13 protein-coding genes are annotated in these 12,354 nt (G+C 69.8%); 12 read left to right on the forward strand and 1 reads right to left on the reverse strand.

Translation table 11 applies throughout. The features are described 5' to 3' along the window. Positions 1–106: 106 nt before the first annotated feature. On the reverse strand, positions 107–1,807 hold the full coding sequence (locus OG332_RS27890; protein ID WP_327416031.1) for a chitinase: 1,701 nt from the start codon (positions 1,805–1,807) through the stop codon (positions 107–109). Positions 1,808–2,146: 339 nt separating this feature from the next. On the opposite strand from OG332_RS27890, the gene OG332_RS27895 reads away from it, so the two are divergent. The 12 genes from OG332_RS27895 to OG332_RS27950 all read left to right on the forward strand — a co-directional run bounded on the left by OG332_RS27895 (position 2,147) and on the right by OG332_RS27950 (position 12,351). After that, positions 2,147–3,037, forward strand: a complete 891-nt coding sequence (locus tag OG332_RS27895; protein ID WP_327416032.1) for a hypothetical protein — start codon at positions 2,147–2,149, stop codon at positions 3,035–3,037. Between the two features lie 48 nt (positions 3,038–3,085). Then, complete coding sequence (gene cpaB / locus OG332_RS27900) at positions 3,086–3,790, forward strand: Flp pilus assembly protein CpaB (RefSeq protein WP_327416033.1); 705 nt, start codon at positions 3,086–3,088, stop codon at positions 3,788–3,790. Between the two features lie 331 nt (positions 3,791–4,121). Then, positions 4,122–5,465: an RNA-guided endonuclease IscB gene (gene iscB / locus OG332_RS27905; RefSeq protein WP_327416034.1), complete on the forward strand. Its 1,344-nt coding sequence runs from the start codon at positions 4,122–4,124 to the stop codon at positions 5,463–5,465. Continuing rightward, entirely contained in the window at positions 5,462–6,733 is a 1,272-nt protein-coding gene (locus OG332_RS27910) for an AAA family ATPase (protein ID WP_327416035.1), read from the forward strand. Before iscB ends, OG332_RS27910 begins: the two co-directional genes overlap by 4 nt. Positions 6,734–6,736: 3 nt before the next feature. Then, the gene (locus tag OG332_RS27915) at positions 6,737–7,099 is read left to right on the forward strand and encodes a TadE/TadG family type IV pilus assembly protein (protein WP_327416036.1); all 363 of its coding nucleotides are present in this window, start codon (positions 6,737–6,739) and stop codon (positions 7,097–7,099) included. A gap of 1 nt (position 7,100) precedes the next feature. Next, a complete protein-coding gene (locus OG332_RS27920; protein WP_327416037.1) occupies positions 7,101–7,469 on the forward strand; it encodes a TadE/TadG family type IV pilus assembly protein in 369 nt (122 codons plus the stop codon). After that, positions 7,466–8,827: a CpaF family protein gene (locus OG332_RS27925; protein ID WP_327416038.1), complete on the forward strand. Its 1,362-nt coding sequence runs from the start codon at positions 7,466–7,468 to the stop codon at positions 8,825–8,827. Before OG332_RS27920 ends, OG332_RS27925 begins: the two co-directional genes overlap by 4 nt. After that, positions 8,824–9,762 (forward strand): type II secretion system F family protein, encoded by a 939-nt coding sequence (locus OG332_RS27930; protein ID WP_327416039.1) that lies wholly within the window; start codon positions 8,824–8,826, stop codon positions 9,760–9,762. The genes OG332_RS27925 and OG332_RS27930 overlap by 4 nt, the downstream gene beginning before the upstream one ends. A gap of 14 nt (positions 9,763–9,776) precedes the next feature. Continuing rightward, positions 9,777–10,670 carry a DUF5936 domain-containing protein gene (locus OG332_RS27935; RefSeq protein ID WP_327416040.1) on the forward strand — a complete coding sequence of 298 codons (894 nt, stop codon included), beginning with the start codon at positions 9,777–9,779 and terminating at the stop codon, positions 10,668–10,670. A gap of 3 nt (positions 10,671–10,673) precedes the next feature. Then, positions 10,674–11,360 carry a response regulator transcription factor gene (locus OG332_RS27940; RefSeq protein WP_327416041.1) on the forward strand — a complete coding sequence of 229 codons (687 nt, stop codon included), beginning with the start codon at positions 10,674–10,676 and terminating at the stop codon, positions 11,358–11,360. A 110-nt stretch (positions 11,361–11,470) separates the two neighbouring features. Further along, positions 11,471–11,716 carry a hypothetical protein gene (locus OG332_RS27945; RefSeq protein ID WP_327416042.1) on the forward strand — a complete coding sequence of 82 codons (246 nt, stop codon included), beginning with the start codon at positions 11,471–11,473 and terminating at the stop codon, positions 11,714–11,716. Between the two features lie 8 nt (positions 11,717–11,724). Beyond that, positions 11,725–12,351, forward strand: coding sequence for a pilus assembly protein TadG-related protein (locus tag OG332_RS27950; protein WP_327416043.1), 627 nt, complete (start codon positions 11,725–11,727; stop codon positions 12,349–12,351). Positions 12,352–12,354: the final 3 nt, after the last annotated feature.

Raw genomic sequence — 12,354 nt, forward strand, 5'->3', positions numbered from 1 at the left:
GTGTGGGGGTAGCCGTGCGGACGCGCACAGCGTGCTCTCATGGCATGTCCCGGTCAAGGACCCGCCGTGCGGGCCGAACCGATCCGGCCACCCCCACTCGTACCGCCTACGGGAGCCCGTGGACCTTCGGACCCACCGAGTTCGACCAAGCACTACCCGCCTTGGCGTCCCAGTTGGTCGACCAGGTCATCGCACCGCGCAGCCCCGGGTAGGTCTTCGACGGCTTGAAGGATCCGCAGCTCGTGCCCCTGGCCAGGCAGTCCAGGGCGTTGTTGACGACGGTCGGGGAGACGTAGCCGCTGCCCGCGCCGCTCGGCGAGGCCGGGACGCCGATGCCCACCTGGGAGGGGTCGAGGCCGCCCTCCAGCTGGATGCAGGCGAGGGCGGTGAGGAAGTCCACCGAGCCCTGGGAGTAGACCTTGCCGTCGCAGCCGTTCATCGAGCCGCTGTTGTAGTACTGCATGTTGACGACGGTGAGGATGTCCTTGACGCCCAGTGCCGTCTTGAAGTAGCCGCCCTGCGTGGACTGCATGTCGATCGTCTGCGGGGCCATGGTGATGACCAGCGACGGGCCGGCCTTCGCGGACAGCGAGCGCAGCGCCTGCGTCATGTAGGTGGGGTTGAGGCCGTTCTCCAGGTCGATGTCGATGCCGGTGAAGCCGTACTCCTGCATCAGGGCGTACGCGGAGTTCGCGAGGTTGTTCGCGGAGGCCGAGTCGTTGACCGAGATGGTCCCCTTCTCGCCGCCGACGGAGAGGATGACCGACTTCCCGGCCGCCTTCTTCGCGGCGATGTCGGTCTTGAACTGGGCGACCGTGTAGCCGCCGAGGCCGGCCGAGTCGAGGTTGAAGGTGATGGCGCCGGGCGTGGTGGTGGCGTCGGCGAAGGAGACGGCGATGATGTCGTACTGCGCCGAGACGTCGGAGATCTTCTGGACGGTCGCGCCGTTGTCGAAGTTCTGCCAGTAGCCGGTCAGGGCGTGCTTGGGGACGGCCGGGCCGGGGCCCGGACCGGGGCCGGTACCGGTCGTGGTGCCGGTGACCGGAGCCGACTTGGCGCCCTCGCCCGCGGCGTTGTACGCGCTCACCTGGAAGGAGTACGAGGTCGAGGCGGCGAGCCCGGTGACCTGCGTGGAGGCGCCCGAGGTGACGGTCTGGACGCGGACGCCGTCCTGATGCACGTAATAGCCGGCGGCCCCGCCGACCGCGTTCCACGCAAGGGTGAGAGCGCTTGCGCTCTGTCCGGAAACGGCGGTCCCGGCGGGCGCTCCGGGGATGCTCGGGCCGGGGTCGGTGCCGCCTCCGCCGTCCGGTCCGAAGACGCTGAACTCGTCGACGACGTAGGCCGGCTGGCCGTACCAGCCGTGCGTGTAGACCGTGACCTGGGTGGTGCTCGGACCGGTGGTGAAGGTGGTGGAGAGCCTCTGCCAGCCGGCGCCCGAGCCGGGGGTCCAGGTGGACACGTCCTGGGTGCCGGTCCCGGTCGCGCCGAGGTGGACGTAGCTGCCCTGGACCTGCGTGCTGAGCGTGTAGGTCGAGTTCGGCTTGACCGTGACGGTCTGACTGCAGCGGGCGTTGTCCTGCCCGGCCGGGGTGGCCTTGAGGGCGCCGGCTCCGGCGTAGACGGGCGAGGAGACGGAGGCGCCGGTTCCGCCGGTGCAGGACCAGTTGGCGAGACCCGACTCGAAGCCGCCGTTGCGGGCGACGTTGACGTCCGCGGCCTGTGCGGTACCGGCGGTGAGGGCGGTCAGGGCGCCTGCGGTGAGGGTGGCGGCGAGGGGAAGGGCGAGGGAGCGTATGCGGTTCACGTGGGCTCCGGTGGGGGGAGGAAGGGGAACGTGGGGGCAAGTGGGGTGCCCCGAAGCCAAGTTGGTCCAGACCAATCTCCGTGTCAAGACTCTTTGCTGTGTGGCTTGAAATGACCGGCTGCACGATCCCTGTTGTCCGGGTTTCCGGTCAGCTGTGACACGTGCTCACGGCACGGGAATCGGCAAGCACCTGCCCTGCCAGGGGTGACGCGGATATGGTGCTGAGGCAAGGGGGAAGAGCGTCGATCGTTTGCGGTCGCGCAGTGTGCGCGCGTACGCGGCAGGCGTGCGTCGAGCGCGCGAACGTATGTGGCGCACGGGGTGAACGGGGGAATTCGCGTGCCGACCGCCATCGCTGTCACCAGCGCCGATCTGGTCCTTCCGGCCCCTGACCGGCACACGCCCGGGGCCGCCGTGCTGCACCCGCCCGAGCAGCTCGACCTGGAGGGCGCGCTCGCCGAGACCGGCGCCCTGCTGGAGCGGCACGGCCACCTCGTGGCCCTCGTACCGCCCTGGCTCCCGCGCGCCACCGTCCAGCGGCTGCACACCGTACGGGCCATCCTGGAAACCGATCGGATCGCGCTCCTCGGCATCGATCTGCCGCCTCTGGGCACGGCCCTGCTGGTCCGTCAGCTGCGCCAGCTCAGCGTCTGCGACTTCAGCCCCGGGATCATCGCCTCCGCGGCCCGGCTGCTGTCCCACTACGTCTACGCGGGCGCCCTGCTGGGCTCGGTCGCCAAGCTCGACCGGGTCCGCGTCCCGGTCGGGCTGGGTGCGCACGCCAGGTCCTGGTCGCCGAGCGCGCAGTTCGCCGTACTCGCCCACCCGACCCCGCACCTGGCCAAACTCGGGGCCGCCGGGGCGCAGGCGTCGGCGGCGGTGCCCGCCGGTCCCGGATTCGCCACGCACCTCACCTTCGCCCGCGGCCAGCTCACCTCCGACTGGGTCACCGCAGAACTCGCCCCCGCCTGGCAGGTGCAGGACGTCATGGAGAACCCGCTGCCGGCCGGTTCGCCCGGCTGGTGGGGCACCCAGAAGCTCGTCGAGTTCGCCGCCGGCATCCCCGACCTGTCCGTGCTCTACCAACTGGTCGCCTCGGTCCGCCGGGAGCAGTGCCGCTGGTGCGGCCTCGAACTCATCGGCGACCGCTGCGGCTTCTGCGCCGCCCCGCTCACGGCCGAGCCGGCCGCGCCACCACCCCCGGCGAGCACCGCCCGATCCAGACCCTGACCGACCGACTCCTGCGAACGAACGAAGAACGGCGAGGTAGGAAGACCGATGAACTCACGCCAGCGCCGCGGCGTCATCCTGCTGCTCCTGTCGGTCCTGTGTGCACTGGGGGCCTTCGCCGGAGTCCTCGTGGTGATCGGCGACGTCAACTCCAAGGTCGGGGCCGAGGTCGTCGCCTACCGCGCCAAGGGCGACATAGCGCCGTACAGCCCGCTTGCGGCCGGGCAGTTCGAGGAGGTCAGGATCCCCAAGCGCTGGCTGTCCGACACCGCCGTCACCGACCTCGGCGCGCTCAAGGACAAGATCGCGCTCACCACCCTGAAGAAGGGCTCGCTGCTCCAGGCGGACATGTTCGTCGACCGGCCGCAGCTCCAGCCCGGCGAGCAGGAGATCGCCATCATGATCGACGCGGCGACGGGCGTGGCCGGCAAGATCACCTCCGGCGCCAAGGTCAACATCCTCGCCACCTTCAAGGGCGCCAAGGACACCGACCCCTCGCGGTCGGTGATCATCGTCGCCAACGCCCGGGTCCTGGGCGTCGGCCGGCTCACCGCCCTCGACAGCAAGGACAGCGACCGCAAGGGCCCCGCCGAGGCCGTCCCGATCACCTTCGCCCTGAACACCAAGGACACCCAGCGCGTCGCCTACGCCGAGTCCTTCGCGGAGCACGTACGCCTGGCCCTGGTGGCCCCCGGAACCGATTCGGCGCCCGGCCCGAGCGACCGTACGTACACCCTCGACGGGGACAAGTAACGGGATCCCTCTCCTGAAGGAGGGGCTTTCAGCCGCTGTGGTTGAGGGCCGCCGTTACCAGCACCAGCCAACAACACATATTTGGAGGTGAACGAAGTTGGCTACGTACCGCGTAGGACAGAAGACCGACCGAGCTGTGCTTCCTCAGCAGCTCGCTCTCGAATTCGAGTCAGCAGACACCCCCCGGATCGGGGACGAAACGGGACTCGAACGCCGTGAGGCACCCGGCGCGGTACATGTGCGAGGGGAGATGCCCGACGCTTCACCTGGCGCCGGGCGCGTCACCCCCAACCGAAGGGTTGGGGAGAGGGCCCGTGAGGGCCACCCCGCCGTGTTCGTCCTGGACAAGCACGGCCATCCGCTGCAGCCGACCACACCCGCCAGGGCCCGCAAGCTCCTCCGTCAGGGCCGGGCCGCCGTGGCCCGGCACACCCCGTTCGTCATCAGGTTGAAAGACCGCACCATGCCCGAATCGCAGGTGGATGGTGTGGAACTCGGGATCGACCCCGGCTCGAAGCGCACCGGTATCGCGGTGTTCACCGTGAAGGAGGGTGAGCGCTGTGGCCTGTATGCGGTCGAGCTGGCCCATCGGGGTGGCATCATCCGGGACAGGCTCACCGCTCGTGGCGCCTACCGGCGCGGCAGGCGTACCCGGAACCTGCGCTATCGCGCACCCCGCTTCTCCCACCGCACCCGTCCCAAGGGCTGGCTCGCCCCGTCGCTGCGCCACCGTGTGGACACCACCGTGTCGTGGACCACACGGCTCGCACGCTGGGCACCCGTTCGCGTAGTGCATGTGGAGCGCGTCGCGTTCGACACCCATGCCATGTCCAACGGCGGGCCGATGGAGGGCGCTGAGTACCAGCACGGCACCCTGCACGGCACAGAAGTACGCGAATACCTCCTTGCCAAGTGGGGCCGGGCCTGTGCCTACTGCGGCGTCACCGGAGTCCCACTCGACATCGACCACATCCACCCCCGCTCACGCGGCGGCAGCGACCGCATCTCCAACCTGTGCATCGCGTGCGTTCCCTGCAATGAGAAGAAGTCCAACCAGCCGGTCGAAGACTTCCTGAAGAAGTCCCCGCGCCAGTTGGCCCGCATTCTGGCCCAGGCCAAAGCTCCACTCTGTGACGCGGCGGCCGTCAACGCCACCCGCTGGGCACTGTGGCGCGCTCTTGGCGCCGTATTCCCCAAGGTGTGTACCGCATCGGGTGGGCGCACCAAATGGAACCGACAGCGGACTGGCATCCCGAAGACCCACACCCTCGACGCGCTGTGTGTCGGCGAACTTGAAAGCATCGACCGTGCCCCGGCCCGCATCCTTGCGGTCACCGCGACCGGGCGCGGTACCTACACCCGCACCTCCCCCGACAAGTACGGCTTCCCCCGTCTCCGCCTACCGAGACAGAAGCAGTTCTTCGGCTACCAGACCGGAGACCTCGCCCGCGCCGTCGTCCCCACCGGCAAGAAGGCCGGCACCCACACCGGACGGATCGCCGTCCGCGCCACCGGCAGCTTCAACATCAAAACCGCCCACGGCCTCATCCAAGGCATCGGGCATAAATACTTCCGCCTCCTCCAACGAGCCGACGGATACGCCTACACCACCCGACCCGAAGGACCTACCACCACCCAGCTGAAGCAGGGCGTTTCCACGAAAGAAGTCCGATGACCACCCGAATCCTCCCCGCGATCGGCGACCCGGACGCCGCGCGTGCCATCTCCACCCTCCTGAGCCAGCTCCCGGCGGCGGAGCCGGGCGCTCCGGTCCCCGACTCGACGTCACTGCTGGACACCCTCGCCCGCCTGGCCGTCGACTCCATCGACGAACTCCCCGAGGTCGTCCTCGTCCACGAGCGGATCGGCCCGGTGCCCGCACTGGAACTGATCCGCGAAGTCGCCCTGCGCTTCCCGGCGGTGGGCGTCGTCCTGGTCTCCTCCGACGCCGGCCCGGCGCTCTTCTCCGCCGCGATGGACTCGGGCGCGCGCGGCCTGATCGGCCTCCCGCTCTCCTACGAGGAACTCGCCGCCCGCGTCCAGGCCGCCGCCCAGTGGTCCGTGGGCGTACGCCGCCACCTGGGCAAGGGCGCCGCCGCCGACGTCTTCACGGGACCGGGCGGCCACGTGGTCACGGTCACCGGAGCCAAGGGCGGCGTGGGCACCACCTTCACCGCCGTGCAGTTCGCGCTCGCAGCGGCCGCCTCGGGACGGCGTACCGCACTGGTCGACATGGACCTCCAGGCGGGCGACGTGGGCTCGTACCTCGACGTGCAGTTCCGCCGCTCCATCGCCGACCTCGCCGGCATCCAGGACATCTCGCCGCGGGTCCTCCAGGACGCGGTGTACGACGACCGCACGGGCCTGGCGCTGCTGCTGGCCCCGGCCGACGGGGAGCGGGGCGAGGAGGTCGACGACCGGGCCGCCCGGCACATCGTCGGAGCCCTGCGCAGCCGCTACGAACTCGTCGTCATCGACTGCGGCACCCAGGTGACCGGCGCGAACGCCGCCGCCGTGGAAATGGCGGACGTGGCGGTGCTGGTCACCACCCCGGACGTGGTCGCGGTACGGGCGGCGAAGCGGATGGTCCGGATGTGGGAACGGCTCCAGGTGCGCAAGGCGGAGGACACGGCGATGGTCGTCAACCGCTGGAGCAAGCACACGGAGATCCAGCCCGCCCTGATCGAGAAGATCACCAAGACCCGCGCCACCCGGACCGCGGTCCCGGCGGCCTTCAAGGAACTCCAGGCGGTGGTCGACGCGGGCCGGGTCCAGGACCTCGACAACCGCTCGACGGTCAAACAGGCCCTGTGGACGCTGGCGGGCGAACTCGGCCTCCTGTCCTCCCCGGACACCGCCCGGGCCCCCGCCACCCCGGGCGCGGCGGTGGCTGTCCGCCCCGCGGGCCCGGTCTCCCGCCTGCGCCGCGGCCGGGAGGGCTGACGGATGCCCGCCCGGAGAGGGGACCGGGGCCAGGTGGCGATCGAGTTCGTCGGCATGGTCCCGCTGATCCTGCTGCTCGTGGCGGCGGTGTGGGAGTGCGTACTGATCGGCTACGCGTTCTCCCTGGCGGGCAACGCGGCGGACGAGGCGGCGCGGGCGGGGGCGGTGAAGGGGCCTGCGGCTTGTGATGCGGCGGCGAGGGAGCACATCGGGGAGGCGTGGAACATGGGCGACCCCGACTGCCGAAGGGAAGGGGACGTCTACAAGGCGACCGTGACGCTCAAGATCCCCGTGCTCTACCCCGGACTGGACTTCGGCTCCATCCACGGCACCGCCGGCGCGGCCATGGAGAGGGAGGAGGACTGACGTGAAGGCACGTGTGCGCTCCGACCGTGGCCAAGTGGCCCTGGAGTACATCGGCTTCGTGCCGATCCTGCTGTTCGTCGCGCTGTGCGGTATCCAGCTCGGCTGGGTGGCGTACGTCCATGAGCAGGCGGACACGGCGGCCCGTACGGCGGCGCGCGTGGAGGCCCAGCACCCGGGCCGGGGTGAGGCCGCCGGATACGCCGCCATCCGCGAAGGGCTCCCGGCGACCGTCAGTGTGCCCCCAGGAGGAGACGCGGTGACCGCGACCGTGACCATACGGATCAACTCGATCATCCCCGGGCTCTCCCTCGAACCGGCCAAGGCAACGGCAGTCATGCCCAACGACGACCCGAAGGTGACCGGACCATGAGCCTGCGTTCCCGGGTCAACACCCCCGACGACCGCCACAGCCCCCGCGAGGACGGCCGACTGGTCTCCTCCTACCGCGCCAAGCTGCTGGAGGAGATCGACCTCGCCGAGATGTCCGCGCTCGCGCCCGCCGAGCGCCGGGCGCGCCTGGAGCGCGTACTCGGCCACATCATCAGCCGCGAAGGCCCCGTACTCTCCACCGTCGAGCGCGCGCAGCTGATCCGCCGGGTCGTCGACGAGGCCCTCGGGCTCGGTGTGCTCGAACCGCTCCTCGAAGACGCCTCGATCTCCGAGATCATGGTCAACGGCCCCGACCAGATCTTCGTCGAGCGCGCCGGCCGCGTCGAGCAGCTCCCCCTCCGCTTCGCCTCGCACGAGCAGCTGATGCAGACCATCGAGCGCATCGTCTCCACCGTCAACCGCCGTGTGGACGAGGCCAATCCGATGGTCGACGCCCGCCTGCCCAGCGGCGAGCGCGTCAACGTCATCATCCCGCCGCTCTCCCTGACCGGCGCCACCCTCACCATCCGCCGCTTCCCGCGCGCCTTCACCCTGCACGAGATGATCAGTCTCGGCTCGCTCGACGAGCAGATGCTGCTCCTGCTCTCCGGACTCGTCGCCGCGAAGATGAACGTGATCGTCTCCGGCGCCACCGGCACCGGCAAGACCACCCTCCTCAACGCCCTCTCCGGCCTGATCCCGGAGGGTGAGCGCATCATCACCATCGAGGACTCCGCCGAGCTCCAGCTCCAGCAGGCGCACGTCATCCGCCTCGAATCCCGCCCGCCGAACGTCGAGGGCAAGGGCCAGATCACCATCCGCGACCTGGTCCGGAACTCACTGCGCATGCGCCCCGACCGCATCATCGTCGGCGAGGTCCGCGGCGGCGAGACCCTCGACATGCTCCAGGCGATGTCCACCGGCCACGACGGCTCCCTCGCCACCGTCCACGCCAACAGTTCCTCGGACGCGCTCATGCGCCTGCAGACCCTCGCCTCCATGTCGGAGGTGGAGATTCCCTTCGAGGCGCTCCAGGACCAGATCAACAGCGCCGTGAACGTCATCGTCCAGCTCACCCGCTTCGGCGACGGCTCACGCCGCATCACGGAGATCTCCATCCTCGAATCGCACGGCCGCGAGCCCTTCCGGATCACGACCGTCTGCCGCTTCGCCGGCCAGCCCATGGGCTCGGACGGCCGCGTCCACGGCTACTTCGAGTACTACCCGCTGCCGCGCCGCATCGCCGAACGCCTCTACATGAACAACCAGCCCATCCCGCAGGCCTTCGGAGTCGCACTGCCCGACGACCCCCTCACGGCTCCCCTCGCCACCCCGCACATCCCCCGGACCGCTCTGTGAACCCATTGATCCTCCTCACCCTCGGCGCCACGCTGCTCGCCTGCGTGCTCGTCGTCGCCGGCCTCCAGGCGTACGTCGCCGGGCGCGCCCAGCGCGCCGCCCTGATCGAGCGCCTCTCGGCGAGCGGAATGCCGCCGCCCATCGGGCGGCGGCGCCGCTTCCAGGGCGTCGACCGGCGGCTGCGCAAGACCAAGCTGGGCCGGCGCATCGAGCTGAAGCTGGCCACCACCGGCCTGGACCTCACCCCGGGCGAGTTCTTCGTCTACATGCTGGGTTCGATCGCGGGCGTCTGGCTCGTCGCGTCGTCCCTCCTCGCGCCGTTCTTCGGTCCGGTGGCGGGCGTGATCGGCATCTGGGCGGCGAACGCCTTCCTGAACTGGCAGCGGGCGCGGCGCACGGAACGGTTCATCAACCAGCTCCCCGACCTGGCCCGCATCCTCGCCAACGCCACCCAGGCCGGGCTGGCCCTGCGTACGGCCATCGGCATCGCGGCCGAGGAGCTGGAGGCGCCGGCGGGCGAGGAACTCGCGCGCGTCGCCGACCGCCTGGCCGTGGGCCACTCCATCGAGGAGTCCCTGGGCGAACTCACCGAACGTCTCCCGTCACGGGAACTGGTCGTCCTCGTCTCCACCCTCGTCCTGTCGGCCCGTGCGGGCGGCGCCATCGTGGACAGCCTGCGCAACCTGACGGTGACGCTGGAGCAGCGCAAGGAGACCCGTCGCGAGATCCGTACCCAGCTGTCCCAGGTGACGGTGACGGCGTACCTCGTCCCGTCGATCGGACTCGGCTCGCTGCTGCTGGTCGACATGATGATGCCGGGCGCGCTGGACCGGATGACGGGCGCGTTCCTCGGCCAGACGGCCGTCCTCATCGCCCTCGGCCTCTTCGCCCTGGGCTTCCTCCTCATCCGCCGCCTGTCGAAGATCGACGTCTGAGGGGGGACAGGACGATGACCGGAATTCTTCTCGCACTCGCCGTGGCCCTTTCCGTTCTCGGTGCCTTCCACGGCATCCGCCTCTACCGCGCGGACGTGAAACTGCCCACGGACCTCGCGCTGGCCCTGGAGGTCGGAGCCACCCGCACGACGGCGGTCGGCTCCCTCGTCGACCGCTTGGGCATCCGCTGGGCGCCGCTCGTACTGAGCGCGATGGGCCCGGCCCGGGTCGCCCGCAAGCGCCGTCAGATCGACATGGCGGGCAACCCGGCCGGCCTGACGATCGACCGCTACGCGGCCCGGCGGGCGGTGTACGGCGCCCTGGGCGCCCTCGGCGCCTTCTCGATGCTGATCAACGGCCAGCTGGTCGCCGCCCTCCTGATGGTGGCCTTCGGGCTCTTCTGGATCGAGGCCGGCCTGTGGTCGGCCATCAGGGTCCGCCGTGACCACATCGAGCGGACCCTGCCCGACTTCCTCGACGTGCTCGCCGTGGTGGTGAGCGCGGGGCTGGGCTTCCGGCAGGCGCTGGCCCGGGTGGCGGACAAGTACGAGGGCCCGTGGGCGGACGAAATCCGCATCACGCTCCAGCAGATGGACATGGGCGTCAGCCGCCGCCAGGCCTTCGACGACCTGCGCCGCCGCAACGACAGCGAACAGGTCGCACAGTTCGTGACGGCCCTCCAGCAGGGCGAGGAACTCGGCTCCCCGATCGTCGACACCCTGATCGCGATCGCCGAGGACATGCGCCGTACGGATGCCCAGAACGCCCGCCGCCGCGCGGCCCGGGCCGTCCCGAAGGCGACGTTCGCGGTGACCATGTTCATGCTCCCGGGCACGCTGATCCTGCTGGTCTGCGGCTTCGTCTACGGCGCGAACGTCGACTTCGGCGCGCTGTTCGGGGGTGGCTGAGCCATGGCGCGGCTGAGCGTGCTCATCGCCGACGGCAACCCGGTCATCAGGGCGGGCCTGGCGGCCATCCTGTGCGCGGCGGAGGACCTCGACGTGACGGCCCAGGCGGAGGACGGCCGCGAGGCACTGAGCCTGACCCGTCGGCACGCCCCGGACGTGATCCTGCTGGACGTCCGGATGCCGGGCGTGGACGGGATATCGGCGCTGCCGCACCTGGTGCAGCTGGCTCCCGTACTGATGCTGACGTACAGCAGGGAAGCCGAAATCATCTGCGAGGCCCTGTCGTTGGGCGCCGGGGGCTACCTCGTGCACGGGGAGTTCACGGCGGACGAGCTGCTGAGGGCGGTACGGGACGCCCCACTGGGCCGCCCCCACTTCACCCCGACCGCCGCGAGCGCCCTGCTCGCGGAACTCCGGGCCTCTTCGCATCCGCAACGAGCTGTGGCACAGTCTTCTGAGCGGATGCACAACTCTGTTGTCTTCGGGCTGAGTTCCCGGGAGGTGGAGATCATGGATCTGATCGCGTCCGGGATGAGCAATCAGCAGATCGCGGCCGCCTGCTTCATCAGCGAGAAGACGGTGAAGAACCACATCAACCGCATCTTCGCGAAGCTCCAGAGCGCCACGCGCAGCGAGGCGATAGCCCGCTGGCTGGGAACCGCCCGTCCAGGAGTGACCGGTCATGGGTAGACGGAGTGCGCAGTGGGTCCGTAATTGGGTCCCGGGACCCTTGGTGACGACTGGTGACTCGCCGTACCGTCCGCAGATCGACACCGGTACCGGCCCGGGAGGGAACCCCCATGTCACAGAACACGCTGCTGAAGGCCGCCGTGGAGGCACGGATCAGGGTGAACGGCTGGGCGGACACGGCCACAACAAGGCTCCGCAAGCGCCACGCGAACCTCGACCGCGGCCAGACCGCCTTCGAATACCTGGGCATCATCCTCGTGGTCATCGTGATCATCGGCGCGATGATCGGCACCGGCATCGGGACATTGATCGTCGAGAAGATCAAGGCGCAGGTCGGGCTGATCAAGGCGGGCTGATCGCGGCCGTGGGCGACAGCGGGTCCAACGACCAAGGGCAGGCCTTCCCGATCTATGTCGTGCTTGTCGTCGGTGTGCTCTTCGCTGCGTTCGCGTTCTTCGCAGTGGGGCAAGCCTCCGTCACCCGCAGCGATGCGCAAGGCGCTGCTGATGCAGCAGCGTTGGCGGCGGCCCGAGAGGCCAGGGATGCGGCCTTTACTGATCTCGATCTTGCGGCCTTGAACCCGGCGGATTGGGAGAAGCTCCTGAGGGGGGACCTCCTCAGCGGTAGGGGAGCCTGCGCTGCGGCGGCGAGCTTCGCGGCCAAGAACAACGCCGTGTCCGAGTGCGAGCCGTCCCTTCCTCGCTTCACCGTCAATGTGACGACCAACAGGACGGTGGGAGGCTCTGTGATCCCGGGAACCGAAGGTATGAAGGGCACAGCGAATGCCACGGCCCTGATCGAACCGCGCTGCACGTTGGGGGTCGCTCCAACGCCCAGTGCGACGAAACCACCCGGCGGTGATAGCCCGCCAAAGCCTGACCAGATCAAGTTTCAGTGCAAGGGGGGCGAGCCCGTCCAGCTTGACCCGCTGAGGCCTGGATCCCTGCGCACGCTGGCACGAAGCTTGTTCAGTGTGCGTTTGGTCGACTGACAG

The sequence above is a fragment of the Streptomyces sp. NBC_01233 genome, from assembly GCF_035989305.1.
In the GTDB taxonomy this organism is placed as follows: Bacteria; Actinomycetota; Actinomycetes; order Streptomycetales; family Streptomycetaceae; genus Streptomyces.